Annotated in this window: 14 protein-coding genes; 3 read left to right on the top strand and 11 right to left on the bottom strand. The window is 72.6% G+C overall.

Annotation, left to right across the window (positions count from 1 at the left end):
• Positions 1-118: 118 nt before the first annotated feature.
• The 6 genes from trpA to FLL47_RS44395 form a co-directional block, all read right to left on the bottom strand.
• Positions 119-922, bottom strand: a complete 804-nt coding sequence (gene trpA, locus FLL47_RS34455; RefSeq protein WP_144126834.1) for a tryptophan synthase subunit alpha — start codon at positions 920-922, stop codon at positions 119-121.
• Positions 919-2076, bottom strand: a complete 1158-nt coding sequence (gene trpB / locus FLL47_RS34450; RefSeq protein WP_144126872.1) for a tryptophan synthase subunit beta — start codon at positions 2074-2076, stop codon at positions 919-921. Before trpB ends, trpA begins: the two co-directional genes overlap by 4 nt.
• A gap of 150 nt (positions 2077-2226) precedes the next feature.
• Positions 2227-5496: an ATP-binding protein gene (locus tag FLL47_RS34445; protein ID WP_144126833.1), complete on the bottom strand. Its 3270-nt coding sequence runs from the start codon at positions 5494-5496 to the stop codon at positions 2227-2229.
• Complete coding sequence (locus tag FLL47_RS34440) at positions 5493-6155, bottom strand: hypothetical protein (protein WP_144126832.1); 663 nt, start codon at positions 6153-6155, stop codon at positions 5493-5495. The genes FLL47_RS34445 and FLL47_RS34440 overlap by 4 nt, the downstream gene beginning before the upstream one ends.
• Entirely contained in the window at positions 6152-7303 is a 1152-nt protein-coding gene (locus FLL47_RS34435; protein ID WP_144126831.1) for an endonuclease domain-containing protein, read from the bottom strand. Before FLL47_RS34435 ends, FLL47_RS34440 begins: the two co-directional genes overlap by 4 nt.
• Before the next feature lie 115 nt (positions 7304-7418).
• Positions 7419-8300, bottom strand: coding sequence for a hypothetical protein (locus FLL47_RS44395; RefSeq protein WP_246159036.1), 882 nt, complete (start codon positions 8298-8300; stop codon positions 7419-7421).
• 111 nt (positions 8301-8411) lie between these two features.
• Between FLL47_RS44395 and FLL47_RS34425 the strand changes: the two genes are divergently transcribed.
• Positions 8412-11219: an ATP-binding protein gene (locus FLL47_RS34425; RefSeq protein WP_222106324.1), complete on the top strand. Its 2808-nt coding sequence runs from the start codon at positions 8412-8414 to the stop codon at positions 11217-11219.
• A gap of 227 nt (positions 11220-11446) precedes the next feature.
• Positions 11447-12301, top strand: coding sequence for an EAL domain-containing protein (locus FLL47_RS34420; RefSeq protein WP_186316076.1), 855 nt, complete (start codon positions 11447-11449; stop codon positions 12299-12301).
• 23 nt (positions 12302-12324) lie between these two features.
• Here FLL47_RS34420 and FLL47_RS34415 read toward each other — a convergent pair whose 3' ends face one another.
• The gene (locus tag FLL47_RS34415) at positions 12325-13023 is read right to left on the bottom strand and encodes a M23 family metallopeptidase (protein ID WP_246159035.1); all 699 of its coding nucleotides are present in this window, start codon (positions 13021-13023) and stop codon (positions 12325-12327) included.
• Between the two features lie 694 nt (positions 13024-13717).
• On the opposite strand from FLL47_RS34415, the gene FLL47_RS43290 reads away from it, so the two are divergent.
• A complete protein-coding gene (locus FLL47_RS43290; protein ID WP_186316075.1) occupies positions 13718-14089 on the top strand; it encodes a TraR/DksA family transcriptional regulator in 372 nt (123 codons plus the stop codon).
• Between the two features lie 58 nt (positions 14090-14147).
• On the opposite strand, the gene FLL47_RS34405 is transcribed toward FLL47_RS43290, so the two are convergent.
• From FLL47_RS34405 to FLL47_RS34390, 4 genes are all read right to left on the bottom strand, one after another.
• Positions 14148-15653 (bottom strand): sugar ABC transporter ATP-binding protein, encoded by a 1506-nt coding sequence (locus FLL47_RS34405; protein WP_144126827.1) that lies wholly within the window; start codon positions 15651-15653, stop codon positions 14148-14150.
• Complete coding sequence (locus tag FLL47_RS34400) at positions 15653-16669, bottom strand: ABC transporter permease (protein WP_144126826.1); 1017 nt, start codon at positions 16667-16669, stop codon at positions 15653-15655. The genes FLL47_RS34405 and FLL47_RS34400 overlap by 1 nt, the downstream gene beginning before the upstream one ends.
• Positions 16666-17715 carry an ABC transporter permease gene (locus FLL47_RS34395; RefSeq protein ID WP_144126825.1) on the bottom strand — a complete coding sequence of 350 codons (1050 nt, stop codon included), beginning with the start codon at positions 17713-17715 and terminating at the stop codon, positions 16666-16668. The genes FLL47_RS34400 and FLL47_RS34395 overlap by 4 nt, the downstream gene beginning before the upstream one ends.
• A 122-nt stretch (positions 17716-17837) precedes the next feature.
• Positions 17838-18887 carry a sugar ABC transporter substrate-binding protein gene (locus FLL47_RS34390; protein WP_144126824.1) on the bottom strand — a complete coding sequence of 350 codons (1050 nt, stop codon included), beginning with the start codon at positions 18885-18887 and terminating at the stop codon, positions 17838-17840.
• Positions 18888-18901 lie beyond the last annotated feature (14 nt).

Genomic DNA, 18901 nt, shown 5'->3' with positions numbered 1-18901 from the left:
AGCCGTGGGACTAGTCCCGCGCGTCGGCTGCACGCCGATCCCGGCCGACCGCCCCCGTCAGCGGTCGGCCGCGACCTCCGCCGTCAGCGATGGGCCGGTCCCAGGCCGACCGCAGCCGTCAGCGGTAGGCCGCGTCCAACGCGTCGCGCAGCATGGCCACCTGCGCGCCGAGGTCGGCCGGGGTGGCGCCGTCGAGCAGCCGTCGCATCAGGGCGGAGCCGACCACGACGCCGTCGGCGGCAGAAGTGCCGGCGACCGCTTGCTCGGCCGTGGAGATGCCGAAGCCGAGCAGCACCGGCAGGTCGGTGTGCTCCTTGAGCCGGGCCGCGAACTCCCCCGCCGACGCGGGCAGCTCGGCCCGCTCGCCGGTGGTGACCATCGCGGAGACGGCGTACACGAAACCGCGGCTGCGCCGCGCGATCTCCCGCTGCCGCGACGGCGTGCCGCTGGGCGCGGCGACCAGGATCAGGTCGACGGCGGCCTCGGCTGCGGCCTGTTCCAGCCCGGCCAGCTCCTCCAGGGGCAGGTCGGGCACGATCACTCCGCGCACGCCCGCGTCGGCCAGTGCCGCGCAGAACGCCGCGTGGCCCTCGCGCGCCACCAGGTGGTAGTAGGTCATCACGATGAGCGGCACGTCCAGCCGCACCTCGCGCAGGTCGGCGAGGATGCCGCGCACGGTCGCGCCCCGGTGCAGGGCCCGCTCGCTGGCTTCCTGCACGGTCGGGCCGTCGACCATGGGCTCGGAGAACGGCAGTCCGATCTCGACGGCGTCGGCTCCCGCGGCGGCGTACGCCCGCAGGTGGTCGGTCCAGTCGGCGCTGACGCCGCCGGTCAGGTAGGGCACGAGCAGCTTGCGTCCGGCGTCGCGGCGCGCACGCAGGCGCGGCTCGACGGCCGTGCCGGTGACGGTGGTCGTGGTCACGAGATCTCCATCAGGGTCGTCATGTCCTTGTCGCCCCGGCCGGACAGCGTGACCAGCACGGTCGCGCCCAGCGGCAGCTCGCCGTCACGGGCGGCGCGCAGCACCCAGGCGATGGCGTGCGCCGACTCCAGCGCGGGCAGGATGCCTTCGCTGCGGGCCAGGCGCCGCACCGCGTCGATCACTTCGTCGTCGGTGACGGTGACGTAGCGGGCCCGGCCGAGGTCGTGCAGGTGGGCGTGTTCGGGGCCGATGCCCGGGTAGTCCAGGCCCGCGGCGACCGACTCGGCCTCCAGGATCTGGCCGTGCTCGTCCTGGATCGCGTACGAGCGGTGCCCGTGCATGACCGCGACCTGGCCGCCCGAGATCGCCGCGCCGCCCGCGGCCTCGACGCCGACCAGCTGCGCGGCGGTGCCCGCGAACCCGGCGAAGGTGCCCGCGGCGTTGGAGCCGCCGCCGACGCAGGCGACCACGTAGTCGGGGATGGCGGCGGGCAGTTCGGCGGCGCACTGGGCGCGGGCCTCCTCGCCGATGACCCGCTGGAACTCGCGCACCATCCACGGGTACGGGTGCGGGCCCATCACCGAGCCGAGGCAGTAGTACGCCTCGTCGACGCAGGTCACCCAGTGCCGCATCGCCTCGCTGGTGGCGTCCTTGAGGGTGCGGCTGCCGCTGGTGACCTCGACCACCTCCGCGCCGAGCAGGCGCATCCGGTGCACGTTGAGCGCCTGGCGGGCCATGTCCTTCTGCCCCATGAACACGGTCGCCGACAGGCCCAGCAGTGCCGCGGCGGTGGCGGTGGCCACGCCGTGCTGGCCGGCGCCGGTCTCGGCGAGCAGGCGGGTGCGGCCCATCCGGCGGGCCAGCAGCGCCTGGCCGAGCACGTTGTTGATTTTGTGGCTGCCGGTGTGGGCCAGGTCCTCGCGCTTGAGCAGCACGGTGACGCCCAGTTCGGCGGAGAGGTTCCAGGCCGGGGTGAGCGCGGTGGGCCGCCCGGCGTACACGGTGAGCAGGCGGTCCAGGTCGCGCCGGAAACCCGCGTCGGCCCACGCCGCGCGGAACGCCTCCTCGACCTCGGCGCAGGCCGGGATGAGCGCTTCGGGCACGTAGCGGCCCCCGTAGTCGCCGAACCGGCCGGTGGCGCCCGGGTCGTGCATCAGCCCTGCGGCGGGCAGCAGCGCGGGCAGGCCCGCGGCGGTGATGGCACCCACAGTTCCTCCAACTGTTCTAGAACTGTTGCCCATACTGGCACAGCGAAGGGCCGCCCCGCCAGTCGGCCGGGACGGCCCCTCACCCTTGAAGGTCGCCTATCGCTTGGCGCGCTCGACGACCTCCTCCGTCGTCAGCGGACTCTTCGGGTGATGGCTCAGGCACAGTGAGCCGCGCATCTTGCGGAACGCGAAGCCCTCGCCCGACGCGTAGAACTCGCCGGTGCCCAGCCGCGAGATGTCCGGCACGTCCGCGCCCTTGGCCCGCGCCATCTCACGCGCCGCCTCGATCTGGGCCGGGGCGTTGAGCAGCCCGAAGAACTGCGTCGCGGCGTTGCCGGAGATCCGATTGTGCAGCCCCTTCGGCGCCTGCGTGGCGAAGACCAGGCCCAAGCCGTACTTGCGTGCCTGCGAAGCCAGCGCCAGCGTGCTCTGCGTACACGCGGTCAGCGGGCCTGACGGGGCGAGGGTCTGCGCCTCGTCCATCACCAGCAGCCCGCCCAGCGGCCGGTCCCCGGCCGGGTTCTTCTTGATCCAGGCGAACAGCGCCAGCTGCAACTGGTTGACGAAACTCTGCCGCTGCTGCTCCGACGGCAGGCCGACCAGGCTGATCACCGACACCCGGGCACGCTTGCCGGGCGCGGGCGTCAGCAGCAGACCCGGATCGGCCGGCGCGCCACCGCCACCGAACAGGGCGTCGGTCACCATCGCCGCGGTCAGGTTCTGCGACAGCTCGAAAGCGATCTTCTCGGCGTCCTCGAGCTGGCTCACCCCGTCCGGCAGTGAGCTGAGCACCCCGACGAACGCCCGGATGCCCTCGCCGCCGCTGCGCGCGAAGTGCCGCAGCGCCTCGTTGAGCACCGCCTGTCCGCGCATCGCCTTGGCGGTGCCGCCGTCCACCTTCGCCCGCGGCGCGAGGCTGGCCACCGCCGCGTCGATGGCGGCGCCGAACTCGTCGGCGTCGTCGCGGATGGTCGCGAACTCCGGCAGCGGCTGGAAGGTCAGCGGCCGCCCCGCCTCCCGCCGCGGCGTCCACACCACCACGTCGGTGTGCGCCAGGTACTCCGCCGAGCGCGCCGCGTCGCCGTCCGACCAGCCCGAAGGCGGCTCGGGCCAGGGATCGCCGAGCCGGGCCAGGTCGTTGTTGGGGTCCAGCACGATCGTGGACACGCCCTGCAGCGCACACTCCTCGATCAGCCGCCGGATCAGCACGGTCTTGCCGGACCCGCTGCCCGCGAAGATCGCCGTGTGCTTGCGCAGGGACTCCAGGTCCAGCCGCACCGGCTCGCCGTCGTCGAACCCGGTGCCCAGCGTGATCGTGTGCGCGGCCGCGTCGAGCGGCGACGGCGGGTCCGCACTGCGCGCCGAGTCGCCGGCATCGTCCGCGAGCGCTGCGGCAGCGCCGTCGGCGTCATCCTGTGCCACCGCGGTCGCCCCGGCGGCATCACCCGCACCCGACTCCGCCGAAGCCTCGCCCTCGTCGTGCACGGGAGTCAGGTGGAACGCGCGTTCCCGGCGGCGCTCCCCTGCCTGCGCCGCCATGGCGATCTCCGCCACGATCTCGCCGAGCACGGTGCGCAGCAGCATCGTGCGGCCCGCCGGCCGGCGCGCGGCCAGCCAGGCGGCCAGACCGGAGTCCCGCTCGGACAGCAGCTGCCGCAGCGCGGCGAAGGTGCGCAGGTCGTCCTCGCCGAGGCTCAGCCGGGTGCCGCCGTCGGCGGCGAACGCCTTCAGCGTCTCCTGCGTCTTCGCACCCTTGTTCCAGTCGACGTTGCGCAGCAGGAACAGCTTGCGTTTGCTGATGCCCCGGCTCAGACCCGCGCTGGTACGGGCCGCCTGCAGGCGCGACAGCGCGGCGATCGCATTGGTGTGCGCGATCGCCCGGAACGACCAGTGCTGCTCGTCCTCGGTGGCCTCGTCCAGGCTGCGGCGCAACCGGGCGTGCAGCGGCACCTTGCCGCCCTGCGGCGGGTCCACCCGGAACGCCCGGCCCGGCTCGCCCAACTCCTCGATCCACGCCGCCAACCCGGCGGTGAGCAGCGCCGGCATCTCGCCGTCCTCGGTCGCGCCGACCAGGGCCGGTGCCACGTCCGCGGCCTCGCGCAGCTCCGCGAACCGCCGGTCCAGCTTGTCGTCGGGCACGTCGTCGACCACCGGGACCGCGACCGGGTGCTCGGGCTCGGTGAATCCCGCCAGCTCCCGCACCGAGCCTTCCCGCAGGCAGGCCTGCACGTGGTCGTTGATGCGGTTGATGAGCAGCCGCGGGGTGAACACCGTCGCCTCGGCGAACGCCGCCTCCCGCACCGGCCACGTCGCGTACGGCGGAACGAAGCCGTGCTCGGCGAAGCGCACCGCGAACCGCTTGGCGACGATGTCGCGGGCGATGTCGGCGCTGGCGATGCCCTTGAGCGTGACCGGCTCGCGGAACCGGTCGGCGACCGACTTGGTGGCCCGGGTGCGGATCAGCGTCCACGTCGACGGCAGGCAGGCCAGCACGGTCAGCGTGCGCCGGGTGGTCTGCCGCAGCGCCATCAGGCCGTCGGCGATCTGGTTGATCAGCTGGGTCTGCTCGGCGCTCTCGGTGCCGGCCTCCTTGAGCGCGGTGCTGTTCCACAGCTGGGCGACGAGCGTGTCGATCTGGTCGATGGCGACCACCGTCGGTCCGGTCAGCGCCAGCAGCTGCGACATCTCCTGCATGACCAGCTGCGGCGGCTTCTGCACCGGGTGGATGCCCCACCGGTGCCGCTCGCCCGGCTCCATCTCCTGCATCGACTGCAGGTACGTGTAGCCGACGTCCTGCGCGGCCGGATCGTCGGCCGCCCCGAGCAGCGCGAGCGCCCGCGCGGTGTGGTGGCAGGCCATGCCGACGGGACCGTCGAAGCGGCGCAGCGCCGCGGCGAACTCGTCGAGGTGGGCGCGGGTCAGCGGGGCACGGCCGGCGACCGCCGCCGCGGCCGCCTCGGGGACCTGGGCCGCCGCGCACAGCCGGTCCAGCAGCACCGACAGCTGACTGCCCTGCCCCAGGTGGTCGCGCTGCAGGCCGTTGACCACGGCCAGGGTGGCGCTGGACCAGAACGCCGCCCCGTCCAGCAGCCCGACGAGGAAGAAGTAGCCGCCGCCGCGCTGGGTCTGCTCGCGGACCCAGCCCAGCAGGTGCGTCTTGCCCGACCCGGGCTGCCCCTGCATGGCGATGCCGATCGGGCTGCCGTCGGGGCTGCGCCGGGCGTCGTCCAGCCCGTGCAGGATGTGCCGCACCACGTCGTCGTGCAGGGCCTCGACGTGGAAGGGCGAGCCGCGCCAGACGTCGTCGGGCACCGGCGCGACGTCGAAGCGCAGGTTCGACAGCGCCCGGCGCTCGTCGGGATTCACTCGGCCTCGATCGACAACAGGTGCTTGTCCTCACCGCCGATGTGGATCGCGGCGGCGCGGTCCTCGTCGGTGAGGGTCTTCTGGTTGTCCTCGGGCACCAGCACGATGGTGCGCGCCACCGCCATCTTCATCAGCGCCGCGTCGACCTCCGCGGCCGACACCCCGGTCAGCTCCCGGCGCAGGTCGGTCAGGCTGACCCAGGCCTGCGGCGTGTCGGCGAGCTTGTCGTACGCGGTGCGCACCCGCTTCTCCAGCCCGCGCTTGACCACTGGCTTGATCTTGACCACCGGTTGCGGGGCGGGCGGCGGGGTGCTGGCGGTGAACAGGTCGGGCAGGCTCAGCTCGGCCCGGCGCAGGTAGCGGTCGACGGCGCCGAGCAGCGCGTGCAGCGCCGGGTAGGCGGGCCCGGCACCCTTGACGAAATCCGACGTCAGCTCCCGCTTGCACTGCGCCCAGCCCTCATCGGTCAGCTCGTGCACCAGCGCGCCCTTGGCCCCCTTGCGCTTGGTGGCGAACCCGTTCTCCACCAGCGCGCGGCTGTCCGCGCCCTGGATCGAAAAGCCGTCATAGCGCTCCCGCAGCTCAGTGTTGGAGACCTCACGGGCCTCTGACATGAGCAGCAGCAGGCACGCCTTCTCCGAGGGCTTGAGCTTGGTCATTTCTTCTCCTTGTGCGCGTCGGTGCGTCGGGATCGGAGGTACTGCTCCAGGTGTGCCAGCACCTGGCCGAGTTCGGTGAGGACCTGATGGTTGGTGAACCGCAGCACGGCGAAGCCGTCGAGCTGCAGCAGCACGTCGCGGCGGCGGTCGTGGGCGAACTTGTGGGGTCCGCGGTGCTCGTCGCCGTCGATCTCGACGGCACACCGCTCGGAGGGCCAGACCAGGTCGATGACGTAGTGCGGGCGGGCCGGGTACCGGCGGTTCCAGACCCGCCCGGCGGCCCAGGCCGCCTCCACCAGGGCCGCCTCCAGCGCCGTCTCGGCAGCGCTGTCCGCGCGCGGGCGGCCCTCGACCGGCGGATACGTCAGCGTCGCCGGGGTCGGCCCGGTGGCCGGGGCATCGCCTGGCGGGGCGTCGCCCGCCGTGGCGAGCAGCTCAGCGACGTGCTCGGGCAGCCGCACCGGGTATGCCGTGACACGTCCCGCCGCGGGCAGGTCGGCCCCGGCCAGCCATACCGCGAAGCCGCCGTGCGCGGCCAGCCACTCCCCCGCGGCGGCCAGCGCCAGCTGCCGCCGCGGGTCCAGTCCGTCGGGCACGTCGACCAGCAGCACCGCGCCCGCCCGCCGGTAGCTCTCGGCGACGACCCTGGCCAGCCCGGCTGCGCGCACCTCGGGCGCGAAACGAATCGCGATCGGCCGGCGGCGCGGTCTGCTGCCCGCAGGCCGCGTCTCGGCACCGGGCCGGGCCGTGTCCGGCCGGGTGGCAGAAGGACGATCGGGTGCCGGTGGCCCCTGCCGTTCGCGCAGCGCCTCCTCGGCGAGGTCGGCGAGGAACGGCCCGAAGTGGCGGGTCGTGGCGGCCAGCTCCAACGCCACGGCGCGCACCGCGGGCACGCCCGCGCCGCCCGGCCCTTCCAGGTGCTCGGCCGCAGGCAGCCAGGCCGGGAACAGCCGCAGCGCGGCCGCCTCCAGCTCGTCCAACGCGCAGGCCACGATCTCGGCCGCGCTCGTCACGGGCGGCGGACGGAAGGTCACCACCGCCGGTGCGTCCTCGGGCAGCGGAGTCAGCGCGAGCTCGATCACCTCCGTGGACGCGCCCCGCAGGCGGGTGACCCGGCCTGCCGGTGTACGCGTCCAATGTGGTGTCATGTCCAAAGATCTCCCAGCTGCGACTCCTGGTGATTCTGTCGCTGCACTGGGTAGACGGCAACCGGACATTCGGCCCTAGACAACGCTGTCGGGCCGCGAAGACTGCCGGTTCGTCCTATCCGGATCCGCCGGACAGCTGCCCGATGAGGGCCCGCGACCACGGCTGGGCCATCGCGGGCTCACCGGTGATCGCGCGGACCAGCGCCCGCCGCGCTCGTGCCGAACGGCCCAGTTCGACCAGCGCGAACGCCTCGGCCAGGGCGAGGCGGGTCTGCTCGTCCCGCTGCGGGCCGGGCACCTGCGCCAGCCATTGCCGCGGCGGAAACGTCCGGGTCAGCTTGACCTGGTTGTCGCCGAGGTAGGACCACACCTGCGCATCGAGCGACACGTTGAGCACCGATCGCGAGGGCAGCTCGCGGGTCCAGTCGGCGTGCTGCTGCCAGCGCCAGGTCTTCGGGCTGGTGTCGCGGCGCGAGGTGACCCCGACGAACCGCAGCTTCTGCCGGATCACACCCCACGGCTCCCGCTCCCGCCCGATCCACGACCGCAGCAGCGCGTACAGCTCGCCGAAGGTGTCCCCGCCGTAGACGACGTCGACGAAGGCCACCGGCCGGGCGCGCCGGGCGAGCGCGTACGGGCTGAGCCCGAGCTGTTCGAGGATCAGCCGGGCCTGCGCCAGTTCCGGTCCGCCGATGCGTCTGCGCCGGAACCGGCGGCCGACCCACCGGCCGCCGACGCTGAACGACAGCGGCAACCGGTGCGTGCGGTCCCGCCAGGAGGTGTCCGCCAGTGCCCCGCCCAGCAGGTCGTACATCGAGTCCAGGGACCGGCCGACGAAGATCAGATCGGCGTCGCCGCTGCGGGCGATGACCCGGCCCGTGCAGGCGACCAGCTCGTCGGCGTACCACAGCGGCGGCGGCTCGACCCCGTCGAGCAGCCCGCCGACCTGGTCCGGGGTGACCACGTCCCAGCGGAAGGGCAGGTTTGGCGTATGCACGGCGGCCATCGTAGGCGCGGCGGCCGCGCGCGGCACCGCGGTTTCCGCACCGCCTGATCTCCCGAGGATTACCCTGAAAACGGACGAAACTCTACGGTGGAGATGTCCGGCATGAATCCGGTCGATGGGCTGTACGGTCGGCGCGCCGAGTGCGAGGTGCTGGACCGGCTCCTGGAAGAGATCCACGAGGGCACGCACGCGGTGCTGGTCATCCGCGGGGAGCCCGGTGAGGGCAAGACCGCGTTGCTGGACTACCTGGCCGGCAAGGCGTCGAACAGCCGTGTCGTACGGGTGTCGGGCGTCGAGTCCGAGATGGAGCTGGCCTACGCGGGCCTGCACCAGCTCTGCGGATCGATGCTCGATCAGCTGGACGGCCTGCCGGCGCCCCAGCGGGACGCGCCGCGTAGCGCGTTCGGGCTGGCCGAGGGGTCCGCCCCGGACCGCTTCCTGGTCGGCCTGGCGACCCTGACCCTGCTGTCCGAAGTGGCGGGCAGCCGGCCGATCGTCTGCCTCGTCGACGACTTCCAGTGGCTGGACCGGGCATCCGCTCAGGCCCTGACGTTCGTGGCCCGGCGGCTCGTGGCCGACCCGATCGCCCTGGTCTTCGTGGTGCGTGTGCCCGCCGTCGAACCCGAACCCGATGACCGCGAGCTGCTCGGGCTGCCGGAACTGGTGCTGGCCGGGCTCAACGACGGCGACTCGCGCACGCTGCTGGCGTCGGCGATCCCGGGAGCGCTCGACGAGCGTGTGCGGGACCGGATCCTGGCGGAGGCCCGCGGCAACCCGCTGGCCCTGCTGGAGCTGCCGACGGAGATGACCCTGCCGGAACTGGCCGGTGGATTCGGCCTGCCCAAGGGCCGGCCGCCGCTGAGCCGTACCAGCCGGATCGAGCAGTGTTATCTGCGCCGCCTGCGGGCGCTGCCCCCGCAGACCGGGCAGTTGCTGCTGGTGGCCGCCGCCGAACCGCTCGGCGATCCGGCCCTGCTGTGGCGTGCCGCGGCCGGGCTGGGCTTGACCACTGACACAGCCGCACCCGCGGAGGCAGCCCGGTTGCTCACGGTGGGCACCCGGGTGCGCTTCGCCCACCCACTCGTACGCTCCACGGTCTACCGCTCCGCGACGCCGGCCGAGCGCCGGCAGGTGCACCTCGCCCTGGCCGAGGCGACCGATCGGCTGGTCGACCCGGATCGGCGCGCCTGGCACCTCGCGGAGGCGACGACGAGTCCGGACGAGTCGGTGGCCGAGGACCTGGAGCGTTCCGCCGAACGGGCGCAGGCCCGCGGCGGCGCCGCGGCCACCGCGGCGTTCCTGGAGCGGGCTGCCGAGCTCACGCCCGATCTTGGGCTGCGCGGGGAGCGCGCGCTGGCCGCCGCGCAGGCCGCGTTCGCCGCCGGCGCGCCCGACATGGCCCACGAGCTGCTCGCCACCGCACAGCTCAGCACGCTCGACCGGCTGCAGCAGGCACGGCTGGAACGGCTGCGCGCGCAGCTGGTGTTCTCCCGCAGCCGGGGCAGTGACGCGCCGGGCCTGCTGCTGCATGCCGCCCGGCGGCTGACCCCGCTCGACGTCCCGCTCGCCCGGGAGACGTATCTGGAGGCGCTGTTGGCGTCGATATTCGCCGGCGCCGGGCGGCTGGAACCGGAGTTCGGCGTGCGCACGGTTGCCGAGGCGGCCCGGTCGGCCCCCGCCGAACCCGGCTCGCACGATCCGGTCGATCTCTTCCTCGACGGCTTGTCGGTGCAGTTCACCGACGGATACGCGCCGGCGGTGCCCACCCTGCGGCGGGCGTTGACGGCATTCCGGACCAGCGACAGCGGCCTGACCTGGATCTGCCTGACCTCCTCGCTGGTCGCGATGGAGCTGTGGGAGGGCGCGGCGTGGCTGGAGGTGCTGGAGTCCCGGGTGCAGGCGGCCCGTGCAGCGGGCACGCTGAGCCTGCTGCCGATGGCACTGGACTATCTCGCCAGCTTCTACGTCCAGGCGGGCGACTTCGCCGCCGCCGCCGCGCTGAACGACGAGTCCGCCGCCCTCGACGCCGCCATCCAGGTGTCGCCGCCGCCCTATACCCCGCTCATGCTGGCCGCCTGGCGGGGTGACGAGCCGCGCACGGCGAAACTGACCCAGGACGGCATACAGGACGCGTTTCCCCGCGGGGAGGGCAGTGCTCTCGTGCTGACCGAGTACGCCGCCGCCGTGCTGGACAACGGGCTGGGCCGCTATTCCTCCGCGCTGGCCGCCGCCCAACGGGCCACCGCCGGGGATCACCTGGTGGCCAGGGCCTGGACGCTGCCGGAACTGGTGGAGGCCGCCGCCCGCGCCGAGCAGCCGGAGATCGGCGCGGAGGCGCTGGCGGACCTCACGGAGCGGACACAGGCCAGCGGCACACAGTGGGCGCTGGGCACCGAGGCACGCGCGCGAGCGCTGCTGGCCGAGGGGCCCGCCGCCGAGGAGTTCTACCGGGAGGCCATCGACCGGCTCGAGGACTGCCGCATGAACGCGCACCTGGCCAGGGCGCACCTGGTGTACGGGGAATGGCTGCGCCGCGAGAACCGGCGGGCGGACGCCCGCGAGCACCTGCGCCGCGCCCACGACATGCTCACGCTCATGGGCGCCGAGGCGTTCGGCGAGCGCGCCCGCAACGAACTGCTGGCGACCGGCGAGACCGTCCGCAGGCGGACCGCGGATTCGGCGCTCGATCTGACGCCGCAGGAGGCGTTGATCGCGTCACTGGCCCGGGACGGGCGCACCAACACCGAGATCGGGGCCGAGCTGTTCATCAGCCCCCGTACGGTCGAGTGGCACCTGCGCAAGGTGTACACGAAGCTGGCCATCAACTCGCGCCGGGAGCTGCGCGACGCGACGCTCGACGCCGGGCTCGACACGGTGTGGGTGCCTTCTCAAGCCGGTTCACCTGGCTGATCGGGCAACAGGTCGTCCCTGGAATCGGACATCAGGGGCGAATCCCGGACGCGATCCGCTCCCGGCGGGCCCCGGCCCGGGTACCCGCGAAACCGACCAGTGCCGCCCGACCGGGGTTGTGCACAGGCTCGACCGCACTGCCCGGGACGCGATAGTTGGGCATGTCCTCGCCGAGGAGGACATCCGGCGGAACCCGCCGAGCCTTGCCCGACAGGAGCCCGCACGTGATGACCTACGACCCGATGACCTCCTTCCCCAGCACCGTCGATGCCCACACGTTGGGACCGCCTGCCGGCGACGAACCCGCCGACCCGGCGCGCGTGGCCGGCCGCACCGTCGCCCAGGCCGTCGCCCACGGCGAGTTGCGGCTGCTCTACCAGCCGATCGTGCGGGTGGCCGATCGCGCGGTGGTCGCGGTCGAGGCCCTGGTGCGCTGGCAGCACCCGACACTGGGTCTGATCAGCCCCGACCGGTTCCTGCCCGCCGCCGAGCACGGCGGTCACCTGCCGCTGCTCGACCGCTGGGTGCTGCACCGCGCCTGCCGCGACATGGTCGAACTCGACGCCTCGCTCGGCGACGCGGTGCCCGCCCACGTGAACGTCAACCTGTCCGCGCCCACCCTGGCGACGGACTTCACCGAACTCGTCACCACCGCCCTGCGCCGCACCGGGCTCGCCGCGCGGCGGCTGCGGCTGGAACTGTCCGAGGGCGCCGATCTGCAGACGCTCGTCCACGCCCGACCGTGCCTGGAGAAGCTGATCGAACGCGGCATCGGGGTGGCCCTCGACGACATGGGCGCCGGCGCGACCGACCTGCGCTACCTGTCCCGCCTGGCCGTCCAGGGCATCAAGATAGACAAGGAGTTCGTGGCGGGCATGCTGCACAACCCGCGTGATCACGCGATCGTCCGGATGCTCACCGAGCTGGCCCGGAGCCTCGGCCTGCACGTCACCGCCGAAGGCGTCGAGACCGGCGACCAGCTCACCGCCCTGGGCCGGTTGGGCGTGCCGTATGCGCAGGGCTACCACCTCGCCCTGCCGCTGGCCCTCCCCGCGCTGACCGCGACCCTGCTCGCGGCGTGAACGGCGGCCCCGCCGCCGGCGGGTCAGGAACCGTACACCTCTTCGAGTTCGAGTTCGAAGTCGACGCCGTGCTTCTTGAACCAGGTCACCGGGTCGTGGGCGACGCCGTCGACGTGGATCTCCAGGTGCAGGTGGGTGCCGTACGAGTAGCCGGTGTTGCCCGTCATGCCGATGACGTCGCCGGCCTGGACCCGGTCGCCCGGCTTGACCAGCACGCGGCTGGAGTGCCCGTACAGCGTCTGCAGGCCGTGCCCGTGGTCGACGATGATCGAGTTGCCGTAACCGCCGTTCCAGCCCGCCTGCACCACCACGCCGCCGCGCACCGCCATGTACGGCGTGCCCTCGGGCAGCCCGGCCAGGTCGAGTCCGCGGTGCGGCCGCCCCCAGCGGATGCCGTAGCGGGAGCTCAGCGTGTAGTCGTGCAGCGGCAGCACCCACGCGTCGGGGGCGTCCTGGCTGATGGAGGTGCTGAGCTGGCGGTCGCCGCGGTTGGGGCGGGCGGCGATGTCAGCACGGGCCGCCTCGCTGAACGCCGCCATGTGGTCGCCGGGGGCGTCGGCTTTGGCGTCGGGCACGACGGCCGCGGCGCCGAAGGCGACGATGCCCGCACCCGCGGCGGCGGTGGCCAGCACCGTGGCGTACCTGCTGCGCGACGGTGTGCCCGCGCGACGCCGCCCGCAGTAGCGGTCGGCCTCCCTGACCAGCTCTGGCCGATAGCGCACGACCACACCCTTCGGTCACGTCGGGCGCCGGACCGTCCGGAGCCCCTTTTCAGGCGAGTCGCCCTCGCCAGGGATGGCACTGCAGGACAACGTAACCAAATCGGGCACTAGACACAAGTCAGAAGACATGTCAAAAACTGTCCTAAAACCTCAAATAGCCTCACGTTCATGTTCCCCGGACGCGGTGAACGAGCCACCCGCAGCCCGAGCACGGATGGCCGGCGTCGCGGGCATCGGCATGCCGTACACCCGATGTAGACGGTCGGCGCGCCTGCCCGCCGACCGGCCGAGCGTGGCCGGGTTCGGGCGAGCGGGCGGTGAAGAACGCCGGACGGCCACCTCGCGGGAACTCGTCAGTGGGCTGTATCACCGAACCGGGCAACCCGTCCTCACCGAAACCGGCAGCCGGCGCACTCTCCCCCACTGCCGACTGCCGCCATCCTTCGGGATCCATCGGGCATTTCGACAGGTCCGGACCCGCGTCGGAACTGTCCGTTCCCCGTGCGGCGGGCAGGATAGCGCGACCGTGCCAGCATCCGGGTTCGGCGTTCAGCGAAAGCTCAGACATGCGACGCACGATGGCCACGCTTCACCCGAAACCGCAGAGCCCGGCATCCGTTGTCCCGCTTGGCAACGGAGGTTTGGCCCGCGGCGGCATCGGGAAGCAACGATGCACCGAGACAGTGGAGGCATGATGACAACGCTGGAAGGCACGCTCGACAAGGCACAGCTCGGCGTGCTGTTGAAGGCACGCTACGAAGAGGCCGCCGAGCAGTTGCGGGTGCAGAGCGAGTCGGTCCGGCAGCTGCGGCGCTCCGGAGACCAGGGCCCCGGCGACGTCGCCGATGCGGGCGCCATGGTCTCCGACACCGAGCAGCAGGACCTGCTCACCGCGGCACTGGACGACCACATGCGCAAGCTGGCCGACGCGCTGACCCGGTTCGAGGGCGGCTCGCTGGGCACCTGCGACGGCTGCGGGCAGCAGATCCCACCCGCGCGCATGGAGATCATGCCCTGGTCGACCCACTGCGTGAAGTGCCAGGCGGCCGCCGAGCGCTGGCGCTGACCGTCCCCTGACGTGAGGCCCGTCCCCGCCTGCCGCGGGGACGGGCCTTCCTGGTCGGTCAGACCGGCGCGGGCGCGGCGTGGATGAGGCGGATCACGCGCTGGCTCACCGTGTCGTAGTCGTGGTCGTTGGCCAACTCGCCGCGCACGGCGGCGTCGCCCATCACGGCGATCCGGTCGGCCAGCGTGACGATCTCCGGCAGGTCCGAGGAGATCAGCAGGATGGCCATGCCCTGTCCGGCCAGCCGTGCGATCAGCTCGTGGAACGCGGCCTTGGTGCGTACGTCGATGCCGACCGTCGGCTCGTCCACGATGAGGATGTCGCAGCTCGCGGCGAGCCATTTGGCGAGGCTGACCTTCTGCTGGTTGCCGCCGGACAGCTGCCCGGCGAGCTGGTTCGGCGAGGCGGCCCGGATGCCGAGCAGCTTGGTGTACTCGGCGACCACGTCACGTTCGGCCCGGTCCGGGATGAGGCCGAAACGGGCCAGCCGCCGCCATACGGTCACCCCGACGTTGCGGGTGATCGGCTGCTCCAGGAACAGGCCCTCGCCCTTGCGGTCCTCGGGCACGTAGCCGATGCGGTGGCGGCGCAGCGCCTGCCCGACGTCGCGGATGCGCACCGGTGCGCCGTGTACGCGGACCTCGCCGCCGGTGATCTCGTCGAGGCCCAGCAGCGCCTTGGCCAGCTCGGTGCGCCCGGCGCCGACCAGGCCGTAGAGGCCGAGGATCTCGCCGCGGGCGACGGTGAGCGAGACGTCGCGGTGGCCGTGGCGCGTGCTGAGCCCGGCGAGTTCCAGCGCCGGTGTCGCGTCGCGGTCCACGGTGCGGGCGGTGAGTTCGACCGAGGCGTACGCCCGGCCGACCATCAGGTCCACGATCTCGTCCCGGGTGTACCCCGACAGCGGCTGGGCCTGCGCGACGCTGCGCCCGTCGCGCAGCACGGTGACCGTGTCGGCGACCGCGAACACCTCCTCGAGCTTGTGGCTGACCAGCACCACGGCATGGCCGGTGGCGGTCAGCTTGCGCACGATGGCGTACAGCCGGTCGGCCTCGTCGCCGGTGAGCGACGCGGTCGGCTCGTCGAGCAGCAGCACCCGGGTGTCGACCGACAGCGCCTTGGCGATCTCGACCAGCTGCGCCTGGGCCACCGACAGTTCCGCGACCCGGGTGTCCGGGTCCAGGTCGAGGTCGAGCAGGTCCAGGCAGCGGCGGGCCTCGGCCCGCATCCGGGTGCGGTCGACCATGCCGAGGCGGTTCGGCAGGTGCTGCAGGGCGATGTTCTCGGCGATGGAGAACCCGGGCACCAGGTTGCGTTCCTGGTGCACGACACCGATACCCGCGTGCAGCGCTTCGAGCGGGCTGCCGAAGTGGACGTCGCGGCCGTCGAGCACGACCCGGCCGCCGTCGGGGCGGTACACCCCGGTGAGGATCTTCACCAGGGTGCTCTTGCCGGCGCCGTTCTCGCCGAGCAGCGCGTGCACGCTGCCCGCGGTGAGCTGCAGCGTCGCGCCGTCCAGCGCGCGTACCCCCGGGAACGACTTGGTCAGGCCCTCGGCCAGCAGCATCACGACGACCTCCGGGAGAGCTTGGTCCGGATCGCGCCGGACAGCACCACGCCGAGCACGACGGCGCCGACGATGAGGTCGACCCAGCGCCGGTTGATGGCGAACTGGGCCTGGGCCACGTCGACCAGGCGCACGATGAACGCGGCCAGGCTGGTGCCCAGCACGCTGACCACGCCGCCGGCCAGCGCGACGCCGCCGATGATCGGCGCGGCGAAGCTGGGCAGCAGCAGGTCGTCGCCGATGGTGGCGTTCACCGAGCCGGACTGGGCCAGGGTGAGCACCGCGGCGACCCCGGCCAGCAGCCCGGACAGCGCGTGCGCGAGCACGATGGACCGGTCGTTGGACACACCCGACAGCCGCGCGGCGAACGGGCTGCCGCCACTGGCCAGCAGGTGCCGGCCGGGCACGGTGCGGGCGAAGAAGAACCACACCGTGGCGGCGACGGCGCAGGCGATGAGGAACACCACGGGCAGGCCCAACAGGGAGGCCTGGCCCAGTTCCTCGAGCCCGGCGGAGTAGTCCTGGTAGGTGCCGGGGCCGTTGACGCCGTACCGGAGCCCGTCGATGATCGTCATGGTCGCCAGCGTCACGATGAAGGCGTTGATCCTGGTGAACACGACCAGCAGCCCGTTGCCCAGGCCGACGGCCGCGCCGAGCAGCATCGCGCCGAGCACCGCCAGCGGCGCGGGCAGCCCCGCCTCCAGCATGGCCCAGGCGGCGACCATGGCGCAGAAGCCGGTGAGCACACCGACGGACAGGTTCATCTGGCCGATGGCCAGTACGACCATCTGCGCCAACCCGATGATCATGGGTACGGCCAGGAAGCGGAAGAACGCGGCGAGGGTGCCTGCCGACAGCATGTTGCCGTCGGTGGTCAAGGTCAGTGCGACGAAGCCGATGACCGCCAGCGCGACCAGGGTGAACTCCGAGGTGCGCACGGTACGCCGCAGCCGGCTCGGAGCCGGGGCGGCCGGGGTCGCGGCCCGGGTGGCGGTGGACTCGACGGTGCTGGTCATGCCGGCACCCCCCGCCGCTCGGCGAGCACGTGGCGCAGCCGGTCCAGCGACAGCGCGGCCAACAGCACCAGCCCGATGTAGAGCTTGAGCTCGTCGACCTGGAACTGCAGCAGGTTCAGGCCCTTGTAGATGACCTGGGTGATGGCGGTGCCGAGCACCGTGCCGAGCACGCTCACCGCGCCGCCGACCAGCAGCGTGCCGCCGAGCACCGGGGCGAGGAAGGACGGCAGCAGGAAGCCGTCGCCGACCCCGGCCGAGAAAGCGCCGTTGTTGGCCGAGAGCAGGAACCCGGCGAGCCCAGCGAGCAGGCCGGACAGCGCGTGCGCCTGGATCACCCGGGCCCGCACCGGGATGCCGGACAGCTCGGCGGCCTTGGCGTTGGAGCCGGCCATCAGCACCTCGCGCCCGGTCCGGGACCACCGGAACAGCAGGCCCACCACGAGCACCGCGACCAGCGCGATCGGGGCCAGCAGCGGGATCGGCGGCCCGCACAGGTCACCGGCGCAGTAATCGGCGAAGGTGTCGGTGCGCAGCGCGGACATGCCCGCGGGCAGGCCGTTGAAGGCCACGCCGTCGGTGAAGCTGGCGTAGAGCAGCGAGACCAGGCCGATCAGGGCGAAGTCCAGGGCCAGGGTGACGACGAACGAGTTGACGCCGGTGCGCGCGATGATGAGCCCGGCCAGCGCGCCGAGCAGCGCGCCCATGGCCAGGCCCCCGGCCAGCGCCACGATCAGCGGCGCGTCGAGGCGGTCGTGCAGCAGTCCGGACGCGAAGGCGCTCATCGCGGCCATGCGACCGACGGCCATGTTCATATGGCCCAGGGAGAGCACGGCGAGCTGGGAAAGCCCGACGACGGCGTACACGCTGATGTCGGCCTGCATGGGCACCAGCGTCAGCTGGGTGTTGAGGAAGGCGGGCCGCAGCGTGGTGAACAGCGCGATCAACGCGATCAGCAGCACGACGAGCCCGATCCGGGGGTTGGCCCACAGCGGCAGCCGCGCGGGCGGCCGCGGCTGCTCGGGGGTGGTGGTGTCCTCTGGCTTCACTGCACTCTCCGGGGGTGTGGCGCGTCGCGATCGGCGCGAACGCGCCCCGGCCGCGTGGGGGTGGGGCCGGGGCGCGTCGCCGGTGGCCGGAGCTCAGACGGCTCGCTCCGGCCCTCGGCGGCTTACTTGGCGCAGGTGAGGTACTTGGTGTCGAAGTCGGACTTGAGCGAGGTGGTCTTGGCCGCGCGGTCGTTGTCGTAGGTGGCGACGTTGGCCGTGGTGACCACGAAGGAACCGGAGTCGATGATGACACCGGGGGTGGCCATCGTGCAGCCCTCGGACAGCTTCACCAGTGCGTACGAACCGACGTAGGCCTGGCCGACCGGGTTCTGCAGCACGGTCGCGGCGACCTCGCCGGCCTTGATGCCCGCGATGATGGTCGGGTCGTCGTCGATGGCGATCACCTTGATCGGCAGCTTGGCCTGCTTCACGCCGCCCGCCGCGGCCACGGCCGGGTTGTAGGCGGTGGTGACGATCGCGTTGACCTGGCTGCCCTTGGCGGCCAGCAGGTCGGCGACGGCCTTCTGCGCGGTCTGCAGATCCTTGTCGATGTCGGTGATGGTGTCCAGCAGCTTGACCTTGCCGCCGGTCTCGTCGACGGCCTTCTGCACGCCGGCGATGCGGCGCTGGGTGTTGGAGTCGACCTTGTTGCCGGTCAGGTGGACCAGGTTGCCCGCGCCGCCCATGGCCTCCACGGCCGCCTTGGCCGCCTTGTACGCCGCCTCCTGCACATCGGTGGACAGGCAGAAGTCGGCCAGGTTCTTGTCGCCGGCCGGGCAGGACGCCAGCGAGCCGACGTGGAAGCCCTGCTTCTTCAGGTTCTCGAAGGTGGAGTTGATGCTCTCCGGCGCGACACCGAAGATGCCGAAGGCGTTGTAGCCCTGGGCGGCCAGCGAGGTGAGCACGTCGTTCTGCTTGGTCTGGTCCCAGCCGGCGGTCTCGTTGAAGGTGACGTCGCCGAACGCGAAGTCGGTCTTGGCCTTGCCGCCGGCGTCCTTCCACGGCTGGAAGTACGGGTGCGCGCCGCCGGGGACCAGCGCCACCTTCACCTGCGCGGCGGTGAGCGCCGTCGCGCCGTCGGCGGGGGTGTCTTCCTTCTTGGTGCAGGCCGACGCCGCGATCACCACAGCGAGCACGCCGACGATGGAGCCCAGTCGAACAAACGGCCTCATGCCGAGTTCCTTCC

This window comes from Catellatospora sichuanensis (assembly GCF_007483665.1).
Taxonomy (GTDB): domain Bacteria; phylum Actinomycetota; class Actinomycetes; order Mycobacteriales; family Micromonosporaceae; genus Catellatospora; species Catellatospora sichuanensis.
This window is presented reverse-complemented; position numbering and strand designations above follow the sequence as displayed.